18 protein-coding genes and 1 other RNA gene are annotated in these 16,383 nt (G+C 47.1%); 7 read left to right on the top strand and 12 right to left on the bottom strand.

Going from position 1 to position 16,383, the window contains the following annotated elements; translation table 11 throughout:
• Position 1 precedes the first annotated feature (1 nt).
• The 6 genes from ACM64D_RS00620 to ACM64D_RS00595 are packed head-to-tail and all read right to left on the bottom strand — an operon-like array spanning position 2 to position 4,516.
• The gene (locus tag ACM64D_RS00620; protein ID WP_415061241.1) at positions 2-997 is read right to left on the bottom strand and encodes a patatin-like phospholipase family protein; all 996 of its coding nucleotides are present in this window, start codon (positions 995-997) and stop codon (positions 2-4) included.
• Complete coding sequence (locus ACM64D_RS00615) at positions 966-1,736, bottom strand: TlyA family RNA methyltransferase (protein WP_415061240.1); 771 nt, start codon at positions 1,734-1,736, stop codon at positions 966-968. Before ACM64D_RS00615 ends, ACM64D_RS00620 begins: the two co-directional genes overlap by 32 nt.
• Before the next feature lie 4 nt (positions 1,737-1,740).
• Positions 1,741-2,610, bottom strand: a complete 870-nt coding sequence (locus ACM64D_RS00610) for a polyprenyl synthetase family protein (RefSeq protein ID WP_415061239.1) — start codon at positions 2,608-2,610, stop codon at positions 1,741-1,743.
• 1 nt (position 2,611) lies between these two features.
• Positions 2,612-2,836 carry an exodeoxyribonuclease VII small subunit gene (locus tag ACM64D_RS00605; RefSeq protein WP_415061238.1) on the bottom strand — a complete coding sequence of 75 codons (225 nt, stop codon included), beginning with the start codon at positions 2,834-2,836 and terminating at the stop codon, positions 2,612-2,614.
• Between the two features lies 1 nt (position 2,837).
• Complete coding sequence (xseA, locus tag ACM64D_RS00600) at positions 2,838-4,244, bottom strand: exodeoxyribonuclease VII large subunit (RefSeq protein ID WP_415061237.1); 1,407 nt, start codon at positions 4,242-4,244, stop codon at positions 2,838-2,840.
• Positions 4,245-4,297: 53 nt separating this feature from the next.
• Positions 4,298-4,516: a hypothetical protein gene (locus tag ACM64D_RS00595; RefSeq protein WP_415061236.1), complete on the bottom strand. Its 219-nt coding sequence runs from the start codon at positions 4,514-4,516 to the stop codon at positions 4,298-4,300.
• 78 nt (positions 4,517-4,594) lie between these two features.
• Between ACM64D_RS00595 and ssrS the strand changes: the two genes are divergently transcribed.
• The 3 genes from ssrS to ACM64D_RS00580 all read left to right on the top strand — a co-directional run bounded on the left by ssrS (position 4,595) and on the right by ACM64D_RS00580 (position 7,424).
• Positions 4,595-4,772: non-coding RNA, 6S RNA (ssrS, locus tag ACM64D_RS00590), on the top strand.
• A gap of 136 nt (positions 4,773-4,908) precedes the next feature.
• Positions 4,909-6,882, top strand: a complete 1,974-nt coding sequence (locus tag ACM64D_RS00585) for a hypothetical protein (protein WP_415061235.1) — start codon at positions 4,909-4,911, stop codon at positions 6,880-6,882.
• Positions 6,861-7,424, top strand: a complete 564-nt coding sequence (locus ACM64D_RS00580) for a hypothetical protein (RefSeq protein WP_415061234.1) — start codon at positions 6,861-6,863, stop codon at positions 7,422-7,424. Before ACM64D_RS00585 ends, ACM64D_RS00580 begins: the two co-directional genes overlap by 22 nt.
• A gap of 6 nt (positions 7,425-7,430) precedes the next feature.
• Here ACM64D_RS00580 and ACM64D_RS00575 read toward each other — a convergent pair whose 3' ends face one another.
• From ACM64D_RS00575 to ACM64D_RS00550, 6 genes are read right to left on the bottom strand one after another with little or no spacing between them, the layout of a single operon-like run.
• Positions 7,431-7,991: a NifU family protein gene (locus ACM64D_RS00575; RefSeq protein ID WP_415061233.1), complete on the bottom strand. Its 561-nt coding sequence runs from the start codon at positions 7,989-7,991 to the stop codon at positions 7,431-7,433.
• Positions 7,988-9,217: an aminotransferase class V-fold PLP-dependent enzyme gene (locus ACM64D_RS00570; RefSeq protein ID WP_415061232.1), complete on the bottom strand. Its 1,230-nt coding sequence runs from the start codon at positions 9,215-9,217 to the stop codon at positions 7,988-7,990. Before ACM64D_RS00570 ends, ACM64D_RS00575 begins: the two co-directional genes overlap by 4 nt.
• Before the next feature lie 6 nt (positions 9,218-9,223).
• Positions 9,224-10,483 carry a Fe-S cluster assembly protein SufD gene (gene sufD, locus ACM64D_RS00565; RefSeq protein ID WP_415061231.1) on the bottom strand — a complete coding sequence of 420 codons (1,260 nt, stop codon included), beginning with the start codon at positions 10,481-10,483 and terminating at the stop codon, positions 9,224-9,226.
• Between the two features lie 3 nt (positions 10,484-10,486).
• Positions 10,487-11,239 (bottom strand): Fe-S cluster assembly ATPase SufC, encoded by a 753-nt coding sequence (gene sufC, locus ACM64D_RS00560; RefSeq protein ID WP_415061230.1) that lies wholly within the window; start codon positions 11,237-11,239, stop codon positions 10,487-10,489.
• Between the two features lie 29 nt (positions 11,240-11,268).
• The gene (gene sufB / locus ACM64D_RS00555; protein ID WP_415061229.1) at positions 11,269-12,720 is read right to left on the bottom strand and encodes a Fe-S cluster assembly protein SufB; all 1,452 of its coding nucleotides are present in this window, start codon (positions 12,718-12,720) and stop codon (positions 11,269-11,271) included.
• Positions 12,713-13,168 carry an RrF2 family transcriptional regulator gene (locus ACM64D_RS00550; RefSeq protein WP_415061228.1) on the bottom strand — a complete coding sequence of 152 codons (456 nt, stop codon included), beginning with the start codon at positions 13,166-13,168 and terminating at the stop codon, positions 12,713-12,715. Before ACM64D_RS00550 ends, sufB begins: the two co-directional genes overlap by 8 nt.
• Before the next feature lie 172 nt (positions 13,169-13,340).
• Here ACM64D_RS00550 and ACM64D_RS00545 point away from each other — a divergent pair, with 172 nt between their 5' ends.
• The 4 genes from ACM64D_RS00545 (at position 13,341) to ACM64D_RS00530 (ending at position 16,279) form a co-directional block, all read left to right on the top strand.
• Positions 13,341-14,207, top strand: coding sequence for a hypothetical protein (locus ACM64D_RS00545; RefSeq protein ID WP_415061227.1), 867 nt, complete (start codon positions 13,341-13,343; stop codon positions 14,205-14,207).
• A 74-nt stretch (positions 14,208-14,281) separates the two neighbouring features.
• A complete protein-coding gene (tolQ, locus tag ACM64D_RS00540) occupies positions 14,282-15,022 on the top strand; it encodes a protein TolQ (RefSeq protein WP_415061226.1) in 741 nt (246 codons plus the stop codon).
• A gap of 1 nt (position 15,023) precedes the next feature.
• Positions 15,024-15,446: an ExbD/TolR family protein gene (locus ACM64D_RS00535; protein WP_415061225.1), complete on the top strand. Its 423-nt coding sequence runs from the start codon at positions 15,024-15,026 to the stop codon at positions 15,444-15,446.
• A complete protein-coding gene (locus ACM64D_RS00530) occupies positions 15,443-16,279 on the top strand; it encodes an energy transducer TonB (RefSeq protein ID WP_415061224.1) in 837 nt (278 codons plus the stop codon). Before ACM64D_RS00535 ends, ACM64D_RS00530 begins: the two co-directional genes overlap by 4 nt.
• The last annotated feature ends 104 nt before the right edge of the window (positions 16,280-16,383 follow it).

Genomic DNA, 16,383 nt, shown 5'->3' with positions numbered 1-16,383 from the left:
CCTACAGTCCCCATTTGCGAGTCAGATTTTTAAGCTGTCGAGCCGCCGATTCGGCGCCCTTATTCATGATCTCGCGACGTTTATCAAAATCCATAATACCATAATTGCCAACCTCAAGCGAGACGACGGAGTCAATTCCTTGCAAAGGCCTATTATACAGACCTGCGATCTCACTCCATAAGACGTTATCGGTGGCCGCAGCGTCCAGGGTGTAGGGCTTTCCGCCTCCGGGGGCCTGCAAAACGTTCACAAAAACAATGTAGTTGGCACCTTTGGAACGCAAATAGTTCGCCAAAGCAGAGACATCGCGCACCCCCGCGACACTGTCTTGATAGGGCTTAAAGAACGGAGGATAAGCCATACACAGATACATCAGCTGATCCAAGCCCCCACGATTCATCAGATACACTTGATTCTTTTTTAAACTATAAGAAGGACATGCAAAGGGAAGGCGAAAGTCTTCCACCTTCGCGCGACTGAAGGCCGCTCCGACAAAGTCCCTTAAAACGGTGACATCATTATTCTTGTTCACAGACCCCAGAAGAGATTTTTTCAAAACCTCCTCATCTTTAAGCTTAAACATCTGCCACTCGACATCATTGGCCTGTTCTTTATTTGCATACAAAGCCGCCATCGGCGCGGCAAACTCAACGCCGCCAATCGAGTGCACCGGAACTTTGGCTCTCATCAGCTCGTGGAGAAAGCCAATATGGGCGTAGGTCTTAGCGCCGCCACCCCCCAAAACAATTCCAATTTTAGGAATTGAAGGAATCACTGGTGCCGGCGGTGGCAAAACGGGTTCCGCCTCACTCACCTCTTCTTCGACTGGAGAAACTGACGGCGGTGCCGAGGGGGGCTGCTGAGGATGAGTCACTGAGGGACGCGAAGGAGATGGAATCTTACGAACCTCCTCTCGAGTCCTCAAAGACTGACAACTGGCCAGAAACAAAAGCGGCAATATCCAACTAGATCTTTTTAGCAAAGACAAAGAACTCATTGTTTCCGTCCTTTCCTTGAATCGAAGAAGAGAAATAGTCCAAAACCTCAAAGCCCTCTTCGCGGCAAATTCGTTTTACCTTTTCTTCCACATCCTTATACAAAGAGGCTTCCTTGACTATACCCCCCTTTGCAAGACCGTCAACGCCCACCTCAAATTGAGGCTTAACCAGACTTAAAAGATGGCCTTCCGTCTTAAGGAAGTCCCTCAACTGGGGAATAATTAATGAAATCGAAATAAAGGAAACATCCATCACAATCAGGTCGAATTTTTCTTTGGGAGTCAGTGCCACCACAGAGACCTCGTCGAGCAAAGACCGGGCATTGATTCCTTCGATCACCTTCAACTTGGAATTTTTTAATAACGAGGGACTCACTTGCCCATGACCCACGTCCACGCCTAAAACGAAAGCCGCTCCTTTTTGTAAAAGACAATCGGTGAATCCACCTGTGGAAATTCCCACGTCCAGACAGCTCCGATTGGTCACCGAGAGCTTAAGATGCTCCAAAGCGCCTTCCAGCTTCAGCCCTCCACGCGACACAAAACGATTCGCCGGACCGGCTTCAACTTGAATAAGATCCTCAGGGCTGACAGCCTGACTGGCTTTTTTTAAAACTTTTTTTGCAGATCCGACCAGCAAGACCACCTGTCCTGCCTCAATGAGTTCTTGGGCATGAGTCCGCGACTGAGCCAATCCTTTTTCCACAAGACAGACATCCAAACGTCGTTTCGCAGACATGCCTTTACACCTGACGATTTTGATTAAAGCTAATGAGATATTCTAAAAGAGGAGCCTTTGCCGAAACCTTTTGCAATTCCGCCAAGGCGTTACCGCTGACTTCCTGCAAATACGATTTCGCACCCTCAAGACCTAAGATCCCCGTAAAACTGCGAGCGTCTTGATCTTTTTCGCCGTGATCCAACACATCATCGGCTACTTGAAAAGCCAAACCAAGACCTTCCCCAAACTTGCGAAGACTTTCCACCTCGGAAGGTTTTGCGCCTGCAATAAGGGCCGCCCCTTCGACAGAGACCCGAATCAAAGCCCCCGTCTTTAGAAGATGCAAGTGAGTCAACTCGGCCTGTGTGAATTTCTTTTGTCCCGCACGAAGATCAATCGCCTGACCTCCCACCATGCCGCGAATCCCCGCCGCCTCAGAAAGAAGACGCGACAACGGCGCGATCAAAAACGCGGTATCCCCATAGGCCTCTGCGATCAGCAAGAACGCCTCCGTCAAAAGAGCGTCGCCCGCTAAAAGAGCGAAGTCCTCACCAAAGACTTTATGGTTTGTCGGCTTTCCCCGACGGATATCGTCGTTGTCCATGCAGGGTAAATCATCGTGAATCAAAGAATAAGTATGAACAAATTCGACAGCGGCGGCAAAAGGCAAGATACGATCTTGAGGGCAACCAAAAAGCTCCCCGACCACCAAAGATAACACCGGACGGAAACGTTTGCCTCCGTTGGTGGCTGAATAAAGCATGGACTTTCTAAGCTCGGCAATTGCTTCTCCGTGGGGAAGCGCCATCTCAGTCAAATACTTTTCCACAAACTGATTCACAGTCTGAACCCGAGAGGCCATTTCTTGTTCGAGCTGAATGGCGAGATCCAAGTTAGTTTTCCTCTGGCGTAAAATCAGTGACAACAGGCTGCCCATCTGGGCCCACCGACATCAAAAGTTTCACTTTGGCTTCCGCCTCATTCAAACGCTGATGACATTCGCGAGAAAGTTTTACGCCCTCTTCAAAGAGTCTCAGAGATTCTTCTAGCGCCAAATCTCCTTTTTCCATCTTTTGAACGATCTCTTCCAGACGTCCTAATTTTTTTTCAAAATCCACGCTAATCCTCCTTCACACCGTCCACAATCGCGGTCAGTGAGCCTTGAGCCAAACGAATATCCAAAAGATCACCTTTTTTTACTTGGCTCGCAGATTTTATAACTTCATCTTTTTTTGTAACAATTGAGTAGCCTCTTTCAACGACTTTAAGAGGACTTAAGCTGTCCAGAATAGCCATCATTCGAGACATACTAGCTTTCTTTTTTTCGATCGCAAAGACCAGAGCCTTTTCGGAGCGGGCTTGGAAATATTCCAGATCTTTTTTCTTCTCATCAATAAGATCCTGAGGACTGCCCAACTTTTCAGTTAATAGCTCCACCCGATGTTCTCTGTCAGAAAGCAAACGGTTCATGGCAAACTCAAGGCGATTGAGAAGATCGTCATTGCGCAACTCAAGGTCCTGCAAACGTCTTTTCGGATCCACCAATCTTTTGGAAAGGCCTCGCATTTTTTCATTCAAATACTTCATCTTTTTTTCAAAAGACAAATACAACATGCGCTCTAATGACTTGACCTTCGTGCCCAGCTCGCCCGAACTCTTTGCCACCAGTTCAGCGGCCGCTGAGGGCGTGGGCGCTCGCAAGTCAGCTACAAAGTCCGCGATGGTGAAATCAATCTCATGCCCCACGGCGGAAATGACCGGGATCGGACTTGCAGCAATAAGACGCGCCAGCTTTTCATCATTAAAACACCACATGTCTTCAATGGAACCGCCACCCCGTCCAATGATAATAACGTCCACACCAGGCAAGGCCGTGGCTTTTTTAAAAGCTTCACAAATCTGTGGAGCCGCTGCTTCCCCTTGAACGATGGTCGGCACAACCGTCACTTGAATGGATCTTGCTCGACGAGAAAGAACATTGAGGATGTCTCGGATCGCCGCACCCGTCGGAGAAGTGACAATCGCAATATGACGAGGAAAGGTGGGAATCGGTCTTTTCTTGGCGGCTTCAAAAAGACCCTCGGCCTTGAGTTTTGTCTTTAATTGCTCAAAAGCTTTCTGCAAAGCCCCCGCACCAACAGGCTCCATCATCTCGCACATCAACTGATAGTTTCCGCGCGGCTCGTAGACCGTGATTCTGCCACGAACGATCACTTCCATCCCATCATGAGGTTTAAACTTAAGACGCGCGTTGTGACCTCGGAACATCACGGCTGTGATCTGCGATTTGGAATCTTTTAAGCTAAAATAGAAATGGCCCGACGTGTGAGCTTTGAAGTTTGAAATCTCACCCTTCACCCACACCATGCCGACTTGGCCTTCCAAAAGTTGTTTGATGTAGATATTTAATTGTTCAACGGAGTAAACAGAGGGTTCGTTACCTCGGGTGGAGATGTCACCCGCCCCAAGACTGGCTTGAGCGGCAATGTCCGTTTTACGAAGAGCTTGATTGGAGGCGTCTGACATGGAAGCAGAGGCTAATGCCCCACCCCCTTTGAGTCAATACATTGAGAGTCAATCTAGAGAGACGAGTACCAGATATTCTGTGCCGCCCAAAGGCCGCCCACGAAAAAACAAACCCACCCCAGGGACTTGTGCCGCGCCAAGTTTTGATACATCTCTCCCATGCGCTCCTGCCCGAGGCGCACCAGGACAGGGTTCTCCAACACAAGAACCATCAACAGTCCATAGAAAAAAACAACGAATGGAAAAATATAATCTAACTTTTCTGGTGTCATAAGCAATTTATCGGAGCCTTGGGAAAAAGTAGGAGTCCGGTTTGATTGACGGATTCTGCAGACATGGTAGAATCATAAGCAGAGGTTCGACGGCGTAAAGCTCATCGAAATTAAACCTTACAAGCATATTTTTGGGGACTGTCCCTGACAATGGTGTGCAAGCTCAGCTCGTACTGAGAAGCCTAAAGTTGTTATAATGGTCACCCACCTTAGCTAAAACAGGTTTATGTTTCAGAGTGGCCTTCGAGCCTTTTTTTATTTCTATCTTTCTCATTTCTAATCTCCCTTTGAGACAGTCCTGAAAAAAACTTCGTCAATTCGCTAAGAATTTAGAGCAAGTTTTAAGCTCTACTGGCGTTCAGTCGTGCCGTCCTAAGTCCGATAAGCTTGCTATGAGTTTACGTTGGACTTTTGTGGCGGCTTTTAGCCTTATGACATTACTACTTTCTGCTTGTGGTGGCGCTAAATTTGAGGGGAACGACTTCGCCTCCAAGGGTCCCGCTTCCGCAGAGCCCACATATTATGGAAAGCCCAATGAAATTGCCGACGCCAACGCCGTTCGTGTGACCATCCCTGCTAAATTTTTATATCGTCAGCTCGATTTCACACCCGGCTCGCTTAGCAACGGATTGGGAAGTGTGGTCAGCACCGCCAACGCAGTCCCCATTCCTTTTGTCGAATTTCATATTTATGATTCAGCCGGCACTCGCATCCAGCAAGGTGAAACAGATACCAATGGTCTGGCGGTCTTTAAGATTCCAAAAACTCAGGGCTCTTACACCCTTCGCGTATTTTCCAGAGCCTATAATGACTATCTTAAGGTGAGTGTCCTCGAGGACACCTACGCAAACACACCCTATTCAATTTCAAAAAATTTCACGATTTCGGACGCGGACATCTTAGCGGGAAGCAAAGACCTTTCTTCCGATGTACTCTATGCCGAAGCCAACGAAAGCCTCTCGTCTAAAGTTGAAGGCGGCGCCTTCAATATCATGTTTGATATCTTGATCGCCAACGAATACATCCGCAGAAATATCTCAAAAAACGGAATCACTCCCGGAGTGCCCAGCACCGACGCCACGAAGTGGTGGGTGGCCGACAAGGTGACCGTCTACTGGAAAGCCGGCTTTAATCCGTACACTTATTTTGGTTACTCCAGCCCGCTTTCATTTTACTCAACAGGAGAACAAAAGCTTTACATCTTAGGGGGTGTCAACGGGGACGTGAGAGCCTCAGACACCGACCACTTTGATGATTCTGTCATTCTACATGAATACGGACATTTTCTTGAAGACGTCTATGGTAACTCTCAATCTCCGGGTGGTTCTCACTCTGGAAACTTCGTGATTGATCCACGCCTGTCTTGGAGTGAGGGCTGGGCCAACTACTTCCAAGCCGCTGTTTTAACCGGAGCTGACGCCAAAAGTAACTCCCAAGCAGAAGATCGAATGCCCACCACCAAACGTTATCACTATTATGTCGACACCTACGGCTACAAGGGCAGCTCAAAATACGGAATCGGTATCGCCTTTAACTTGGCTGAAATTGGAACCAACGCCACCTATGATCCCGTTGGAACCCATCCCCAAGACACAGGAATTTTCAGAGAAGTTTCCATTGCTCGCACTCTCTATAAATCAACTCGCAATGTGGCCTCCGTTTACCCAGATACCGGCTCCACCAAAAAAGGTGGCGGCGTCGCCTTTAGGAATATCTGGAAGGTTTTCGCGGGTGAAGACACCAATGGCTACAATCATAGCGTCCCCCTTCCCTATAGCTTTCCCAATAAAACGACCTACCCCATTCCTAATGCAGGTCTTTTCCATTGGCTTCTCACTCAAAACGGAGTTAGTGGAACAGAGTGGACAAACATCCTGACCGAAGAGCGACAAACCGTCGGCACCAAGGACTATGCCTACTATCTAACACCGGCCACGTGCAGTGCTGTGACATTTACCAACAGTGCCCAGGAAAAAGGGATGTCGGCGGACGACCCCATCGTTCGTTCGGATCTGCAAATGAATAACGATTTCTATCTTTACTATCACAATGGCGCGAACTCGACTCTTCGTTTGGATTACTCTACCACCGGGACTGCGATGGATTTGGATTTAATTCTTTACTATGGAACTTATGTCTACTTCGAAGACTCTTATTGGTACGCGGGAAAATCTTCGCCCTATATCGCTAAGTACAGTCGCACCGTCGGCGGCACCAGCGAACAAATCAATCTCGGCGGTTTGCCCGCTGGATTCTATATGTTGAATGTAAAAATAAATATGTACGGCAAAAGCTCTCAATCAGGAACCGCCAGCTACACCATTAAAAAGGATGGAACTCAACTATGCGGAACAGAACGACCCTGACCGTAATCCTCTTCGGTCTTATCATCGGAATTTCAGGTGCCGCCTATGTTAAAGACAAGGCGAAGGCCCAAAGACACCCTTCCTCCGTTGGTGAGAAAAAAATCTGGATGCCCACACCTTTGGGAAAACATCTCGCCCTATTAAAGGTCGAAATCACTTCGCCCGAGTCGATTCCAGAAGCTGGCTCTGATGAGGTGACTCTCACAGGGCGGATCCTAGTGAATCAAGAGCTGCAAGGGGATCTCTCCTATTCCTGGAGTTTGCCCGAGGACGTACAAGTCGTTGATGGACAAGTCAGCGACAGTTTTTCAAACGTAAAAAATGGACAGATCGTCGAGGTCAAAATCACCGTCAGCGGTTTTAATAAAGAAAAACAAAGACTGATTTCTTTGCAAGCATCTGGAAAAAAGGGTGCTGAAGTTTTGGGGAATTCCGCCGTGGTTGCCAGCCGCCCGGAAGACACCTGGGAGGCTGTCGCCCCCGAGATGCGCCAGGCAGCCGAAGCGCAACTGGGCACTTCGAAGTCTGATCGCGGCCAGTAGTTCTAATTAAACGGGAATGACTTCAATCTCGGGATTGAATTGGTCTCTCAAAATCCCTTCAATCGCCATCAAGGTTCCGGATGTGGCACTAGGGCACGTTCCGCACGCCCCTTGATAGAATACATAAAGTTTATTGTCTTCATACTTCACGATATCCAAGTCACCACCATCGCCCTGAAGACCCGGACGAACCGTTTCATCCAAAATCTCTTCGATCCTTTGAACTTCAGGAGGCTGACTAGCTCGACGCATTTTCTTTTCATCGACACGAGTCACGTTAGGATTGTGAGCTGGCATTCTGGTTTGAATCACTGAACACACGTTTTTTTGAATCTCTTCAGGATCCGCATCAAAATTGTGAGTGATGGTAATGACGTTTTGGAAAAAGTGAACCTGACGAACACCCTCCACCTGAAAAAGCGACGAAGCCAAAAGACTTTGTTCGGCTTCTTTGGCATCTGCATAGGTCGCCTTGTCTTCAGTTAAAACGGGGCGATCCAAGACAAACTTCCATGCATTGGGGTTGGGGGTTGCTTGAATTCTGATTAGAACATCTTGTGTACTCATAACAACATCTCCCGGGCTTTGGCCACGGCTTTTACTAACGCATCAATATCTTCACGATTATTATACACTGAAAAAGAAGCCCGTACGGTGCCAGGAACTCCCAGCCTAGCCATCAACGGCTGAGTGCAGTGGTGACCCGCACGAACGGCAACTCCTTCTTGATCCAGGATCTGACCGACGTCCGAATGGTGAGTTCCTTTTAAATTGAAAGAGATAATAGGCCCCTTGTTGGACGCGGTTCCAAATATTTTCAAATCTGGAATCATCTCCAGTTTCGTCGTGGCTTCCTTAAGCAGCTCCATTTCATAGGCGTGAATCTTTTCAAATCCGATTTTTTCCATGAAATCAATAGCCGCGTGAAGACCGATGGCCCCTTCCACATGAGGAGTTCCAGCTTCGAATCGAAATGGCACCTCATTGAAAGTGGTTTTTTCCACTGTCACCTTGGCAATCATACTTCCGCCCCCTTGATAAGGAGGCATTTGATCCAAGATCTCTTTTTTTCCGTACAAAACACCAAATCCGAAAGGACCAAAAAGCTTATGAGCCGAAAATACAAAGAAATCACAGTCGATTTTTTGCACGTCAACGGGAGACTGAGAAACAATCTGTGCGCCATCAATCAGAACTTTGGCTCCCACCTCATGAGCTAACTTCGTCAGCAAGGCCATATCATTGTTGGTGCCTAAGACATTGGAACACGCCGTGAAGGCCACCATTTTTGTCTTTGCAGACAACTTCTTTTTGAAGTCTTCTAAATCCAATTCGCCATTGTCGAGAATTTTAGCCGCAAGAACTTGCGCCCCGACTTTCTCGGCCACCATCTGCCAAGGGACGATATTTCCGTGATGCTCCATCTCGGTGATCAGAATCTCATCGCCCGCTTTCAAGTTTGTCAGACCCCAAGAATGAGCGACCAAATTGACACCCTCTGTGGTGCCGCGAACAAAAACAATTTCTTCGATTTGTTTGGCGTGCAGAAATTCTGCTACTTTTTGACGAGCGGCCTCGAAGGCCTGTGTCGCCACGTCACCAAGATAGTGCGCCCCTCGGTGCACATTGGAAGTCTCATAAGAATAAAAATGAGAAATACGATCCACCACAGCCTTGGGTTTTAAGGTTGTGGCCGCGCTATCAAGATAGCGCAATGTTTTACCGTGAACCTTTTGGCTCAAAGCCGGAAACTCGTTACGTACAGAGGAAAAGAGACTTTCTAATTCGCTCATACACCCTTACCGATTCAGACTCAAACGGCTGAACGCCTCGTCCAATTGGCGAGACAACCATTTTTGAATGTTCTCGTCAGAAATTTTATAAATCACTTCAGAAAGAAATCCATAGCTCAACATCGGGATGGCCTTTTCTTTAGGAATCGCACGAGATTGAAGATAAAAAAGCTCTTCACGATTCAGCTGACCCACAGTAGATCCATGAGCCGCTTTTACGTCGTCCGCGTAGATCTCAAGACTGGGCTTGCTATCGGCTTCGGCCTTGGAACTTAAAATAAGGTTGTTATTTAGTTGAGCTGAGTTCGCCTTCTGAGCGCCCTTTTGAATCAACACCTTGCCACAGAAGACGGCGCGCGATTCGCCATCCAGAATCCCTTTGTACAACTGATTGGTGTTGCATTCACCCACCGCATGATCAATCAAAGACGTGTTATCAACGTGTTGAGACCCCTGAACGGCGTAAACACCCAGAATCTCAGAGTTCGATCCCGGCCCTTTCAAAATAACTTCCAAAGTATGGCGGGACAAACCCGCACCCGTGGCAAAAGCCAGACTTTCCAAGTTGGCATTTTTTTCGACACACAAACGCGTGCGACCAATATTGATGGCGCTCTCATTGTCACCCTGAACACGCACGTACGTGACCTTGGCACTTTCGCCGACATGAAGATCTAATACGGAATTCACAAAATAAGAAACTCCAGCTTTGCCATAGTAACTTTCCATGAATTTCACTGAAGAGCGTGCGCCCACCTCGACGTACAGACGAGGATGCACCATTAATGCAGGCCCCCCCTCCACAGACGTGAAAAAGATGAAATTCACAGGTTTTTCCACAGAGGTCTCTTTCGCTAAAGAAAGAGCAAAGGGTTTGGCCAAATAGGCTCCATTCAGAGCATCAAAAGCATCATCAAAATGATTCGGATATTCAGAAAGTTCCCGCAAAGAAAATCCCGTGGGCAACTCTTCCGAAAGCGTTTTATTAAGAACGCCATTAAAGAACACCACATTCGTAAAAGCCGAGTTCAAACGTTTTTTAATCTCAAGAATCGTATCGTGACTTGGCTCAACCGGGTTAAAAGCACTGGGCATGAAGTTCACTTCACTCAATACCTTCACGCTGGTGTAGTGCCACTCTTCATCTTTACGGGTCGGAAGACCCTTATTAAGGGCATAGTCATAACCCGCCTGTCGGAAAGAGGCCAGGGCCCCCTCGGCAGGATAAGCTTGACTGAATCTCTCGTAGGTTGAAAGTAGGTTCATGATTTACTTCTCCAACCAGTCATAGCCTTTTTCTTCCAGCTTCAAGGCCAAAGAGCTATCACCTGTTTCAACAATTTTTCCATTCACCAAAACGTGGACAAAGTCCGGCTTAATGTAATCCAAAAGTCTTTGATAGTGAGTCACCAAGATGATGGCGTTGTCTTTGCGACGAAGTTTATTGACACCTTCAGACACCACACGAAGCGCATCGATATCCAAACCTGAGTCCGTTTCATCAAGAAGAGCCAAGCGTGGAGACAAAACCGCCATTTGCAAAATTTCGTTCTTCTTTTTTTCTCCGCCCGAAAAACCCGTATTCACCGGACGGTCCAAGTATTCCGGCTTCATGCTGACCAGCTTTAACTTCTGAACAAGAAACTCGCGAAATTCCCCTTCAGGCATCGGCTCAGAGCCTTGATGCTGTAAGATCGAATTAAATGCCGTGTGCAAGAAGGTGAAGTTAGAAACGCCCGGAACCTCAATAGGATATTGGAATGCCAAGAAGATGCCTTCTTTGGCGCGTTGATCCGGCTCCAGCTCCAAAAGATTTTGCATATGGAAGTTGATTTCATAATTTACTTCTCCGCCGGTGACTTGATAGGCCGGATGTCCTGCCAAAACCTTTGAAAGCGTCGACTTGCCAGAGCCATTCGGCCCCATGATGGCATGAACTTCACCTGCCTTCACAGTCAGGTTTAAACCCTTAAGAATTTCTTTTTCTTCAACACGTGCATGGAGATTTTTAATTTCTAACATTTTCTTTACCTTTGACTGTCTTTAAGACACTAACCCACAGAGTTTTCTAATTTCATTTCAATCAATTTCACTGCCTCGACAGAAAACTCCAAAGGAAGTTCTTTAAAGACTTCTTTGCAGAATCCGTTCACCAGCATCGAAATTGTTTTTTCCATATCCAAACCGCGCGACTGCAAATAGAAGATTTGATCTTCGCTGATCCGCGAAGTGGTCGCTTCGTGTTCAATCATTGCGGTTTTATTTTTCACTTCAATATAAGGGAAGGTGCTGGCGCTGCACTGATCTCCGACCAACATCGAATCACATTGCGAATAGTTTCGCGCGTTCTCTGCCGAAGGCATGATCTTCACCTGACCACGATACGCATTGGAAGATCGATCTGTCGAAATCCCTTTGGAAATGATGGTGCTCTTCGTGTTTTTACCGATATGGATCATCTTGGTTCCGGTATCTGCTTGCATCAGATCATGCGTGAGTGCCACCGAGTAAAACGCTCCCTCAGAACCCTCTCCTTGCAAGATGCAAGAAGGATACTTCCAGGTGATTGCAGAGCCTGACTCTACCTGAGTCCATGAAATCTTCGAGTTCTTGCCGGCGGCTTTTCCACGTTTGGTTACGAAGTTATAAATTCCGCCACGGCCCTCTTTGTCGCCGGTGTACCAGTTTTGCACTGTCGAATATTTAATTTCCGCATTATCAAAGGCGATCAACTCAACCACAGCGGCATGAAGTTGATTTTCATCTCGCTGAGGTGCCGTACATCCCTCAAGATAGTTCACGTAACCACCCTCATCGCAAACCAAAAGAGTGCGCTCAAACTGTCCAGTGTCTTTGGCGTTAATACGGAAGTAGGTGGAAAGATCAATCGGACAGCGAACCCCTTTAGGGATGTAGCAGAAAGAGCCATCTGTAAAGACCGCCGCATTTAAAGCCGCATAGTAGTTGTCCGTGTACGGAACGACCGAACCCAAGTGTTTCTTAACAAGATCTGGATACTTTTGAACGGCTTCAGAAATAGAGCAGAAGATCACCCCCGCCTTATCCAGAACCTCCGTGTGTGTTGTGCCCACAGAGACGGAGTCAAAAACCACGTCAACGGCAATACCAGAAATACGCTTTTGCTCAGAAAGAGGAATTCCTAATTTTTCGAAGGTTTTAATAAGCTCGGGATCCAGATCATCCAAGGATTTGGGCTTATCCGCTTCGCTTTGCTTTTTCGGCGCAGAATAGTAACGAATCGCTTGAAAGTCGATCTTAGGATAAGAGACGTGAGCCCAAGTGGGCTCTTCCATCGTCAACCAATGGCGATAGGCTTTTAAACGATACTCAAGCATCCACTCAGGTTCATTCTTTTTAGACGAGATCAGGCGAATGATATCTTCATTCAGACCCAGTTGAACCGCGTCGGTTTCAATATCGGTCGTAAAACCATACTTGTATTCATAACTCTCAAGAGGATTGTTGGAGGATTTGTTATCCATGAGTTGCTGCCTCTGCTGATTTTTTTCCAGCTGCTGATGATTTTTCCACAAGAAGATCTTTTAGGCTCAGGCCCTTATAGAAATCCGTAAGTCGATCGTTCAATTGTGTGATTGGAGAAACAATATTGCAGGTCCCTTGAATCTGGCAGGGGCCCTCTTTATGAAGACACTTGACTAAGGCAGTGGGGCCATCCACGACTTCAACCAGATCATGAATAGACACCTTCGCCAAATCTTTGGTGATTTGATAGCCGCCATTGGCTCCGTATTCGGCGCGCAAAATTCCGCCTTTTTGAGCCATCTGTTGCATAACTCGGGCAGTTGCATCAAAAGGGGTGTGAAAAGAATCTGAAACTTCTTTGGCCGTCGTTAATTCTCCTGGAATCTTTTGGCTCATATATTTTAAAGCCATCAAAGCATACTCAAGCTTACGGTTGATTTTGTTCATGTCCTCAACTCCCCCAATATATGGGTCCTCAGCGTTTCTAAACGAAAGTGTAATGAAAAACAAGATGAAATACGCCTAATTTTAGCGTATTTAAGCCCGTGACAGAAAAGATTGTGTTAGTTTGAAAAAAATATGCTGATTTCAATGCCTTAGGGTGCTATACGAAGGTCCTATGAGAATCTTTTTCATTACTGTTGCAAGCCTTGTCGTCCTGGGAGTTCTAGTTGTGATGGCCCGTATTTGGGGCCTGGGTCAAAACTACCCCTTATATGAACACGCCTTCTTTGCTGGCCCCACCCCCGCCATCATCGTGAAAGCCAACACTCTTGAGGATGTCGAAAACGCCTTGAAACTTCGTCCTGACGCCATCATTTGGGTGGATGTTCGTTATTCCCGCGAAAAGGTGCCTTTTGCATTGTCCCCTTCGCGCGATAAAGAATTTCTAGAGATGAAACGCCAAGAACAGGAAAAAAATCCCACCACACCGATCCTGATTGGCGGCAAACTTCCCGAATACCCCTGGGAACAAATCAACGAGTTTTACAAAACCACCCCGGCAATCAAAGAATATTACGAACAGTTTCCGCAAACTCGCTTCATCCTGAATGTGGTGGACAATGTTTCCGAAGCTCACACCGCCCTTGTCGAGGCCATCAAGGACCTGAAACCCAATGAGCGCACGCTCATTCAAAGTGAAGCTTTGATTATCATGACCTCCATCAAAGACATCAAGCCCGAGTGGGTTTACGGAACCAGCACTCCCGATCTGATGCGACTGATGACCTTTGACGCCATGTATGTTCTGCCATCCACCCAATTCAAAGGGGATGTCTTCATTGCGCCCTTTAAGATTTTGAATCGTCCCGCGTTTAACGACGACATCATTCTAGAAATGCGTCGTCGCAATAAAAGAATTTTCCTAGGGCCGATCCAGAGTGATTCTCAACTTGCCGAGGCGAGTCGCTATAAGGCGGACGGATATATCACGGAGAATCTGCCGGAATTGCTTCGCCTCCTCGGCCAAGGTCCTGCGCAATAGGTTGAACTCGACTGCATTTGAGCATATCTTTTTACTCTAGGGACGGGTTTGCGTCCCCCATCGGAGGTCAAGATATGTCCGTTCTATCCTTTGTTAATGTGGCCCAGGCCGCCCCCTCTGTATCAGTGAATACCAGCTCCATTGATGCGATTTTTCAAGCTAGCCCCATTGTGCAACTGACTTTGCTGATTCTGATCATCTTGTCTGTGTTCTGCTGGGCTATTGGTTATTCCAAATATCAGACCTTTAAAAAGATGAAACAATCTGACGAGCTCTTTCTTAATAAATTTTGGAAGGTGAACTCTTTAGACACTCTTTATGAAGACATTGATCAGTATAATGAATCGTCCGTCGCGCGTGTTTTTAAGGCGGCCTATCTTGAGATGAAGAAAATCTCGGAATCCCCTTTGTTGGCAAAAACGGAGGGCGATAAGCCCATCTTGTCTGGTCTCGACAATCTGGAGCGCATGCTCAACAAAGCTTCTGAAAACGAGATCGCGAAACTGGAGTCTCGCTTGACCGTTCTTGCCACAACCGGAAGTACGGGACCCTTCATTGGTCTTTTTGGAACCGTGTGGGGAATCATGGGCTCTTTCCATAAAATTGGTCAAACAGGCACAGCCAGCTTGGCCGTTGTTGCTCCGGGTATTTCTGAAGCTTTGATTGCCACAGCCATCGGATTGGCGGCAGCCATCCCTGCGGTTGTTTTGTATAACAACTTTATTTCGCGCATCCGTAAGCAAGAAATCGCCTTGAATAATTTCAGCGCGGACTTCTTGAATATTGTAAAAAGAAACTTCTTCCAAGGAAACTAACATGGGAATGGGTTCTGGCGGCGGCAAAGGAAAAAGCCGCGCAACATTGAGCGAAATCAACGTCACTCCCCTCGTGGATGTGATGCTGGTGCTTCTCATTATGTTCATGGTGACCACTCCCTTGATGCAACAGGGAATCGAAGTCGATCTTCCCAAAACGTCGTCTTCGGGCGTGGAGTTGAACGATGAGCCTTTTGTTTTGGTCATTGGGCCGGATCAAAAGATGACCGTGGCAAAAACAAAAATTGCCATGAACGAACTTCGCCCAAAACTAAAAGCTATCTTTGAAAACAAAAAGAACAAACAGGTTTATATCCAGGCAGATCGCAAAGTGGATTATGGTTTTGTCGCCGAAGCCATGGCCGAAGTTCGCGCTGCGGGAATTTTTAACATTGGTCTTATCACCTTACCTAAAGAACAGTGAATTACTTAGAAGAAGACAACCAACAAGATGAACAACTTTCGCGCGGCCTCGGGGTTTCCTTTGCCCTGCATGCGTTGATTGTTTCTATCTTCACCTTGAAGACTGTGTTCTTTTCTTCTGAGCCCATTGATTTTTCTCAAGCCGTGCGCGTCGATATCGTCGGATTGCCCGACAAGGTCGAACCCAAAACTTTACCCCCACCTTCCAAGGAGGAGGCCAAGGCGGCTCTTCCTGATAAAGAGACTTCTGCGGTAAAACCTGTTGAAAAGCCTGTGGAAAAAGTCGTCGAAAAGAAAGTCGAACCCAAGGTAGAACCTGTAAAAGAACACCCCAAAAAAGAAGATGATGGGGTGAATCTTGAGAAGGTGAAGTCCAAGCAACAAAGTGCTCTGGAAAAACTTAAAGCCATGGCAGCCCTTGAGAAAATCAAAGAAGACGTGGCTGAAGAAAAAAGAAAGAGTCCTCCTGGTGCTGGAAAATCCGATACAGGGGCTTCGAAAATTAAAGGCAATGTGTTGTCTCCCGGCACTTCACTGACCGGTCTGACAAAACTTCAACACGAATCTTACGCTTCAGATTTAGATCGCCACATCAAACAAAACTGGGCCCTGCCAGAGTGGTTGGCGAAGCGAGACTTTAAAGCTCAAGCGCGCGTCTTTATCGACTCGCGCGGGAATATTTTGGGACGAAAAATTATTAAATCGAGCGGCAATACCAGCTACGATGAAGAAGTATTAGCAACAATTGATCGATCCGCGCCCTTCCCGGCTCCGCCAGAAAAGTTCTTGGCGGTCGTGTCTGTCGATGGAATCCTTATTGGGTTCCCAGAATAACTTTTTAGGAGGAATCTTATGATAAAGCAGCTTTTGGCCGTGCTCCTCGTCCTTGGACTTTCACCTGTTTTCGCGCAAGCCCAAGAAAACGGAATCTACATTAA

The organism is Bdellovibrio sp. (assembly GCF_047637665.1).
GTDB lineage: Bacteria > Bdellovibrionota > Bdellovibrionia > Bdellovibrionales > Bdellovibrionaceae > Bdellovibrio.
Note: the sequence above shows the minus strand (reverse complement) of the source record. Positions and strands in the feature narration are given on the sequence as shown.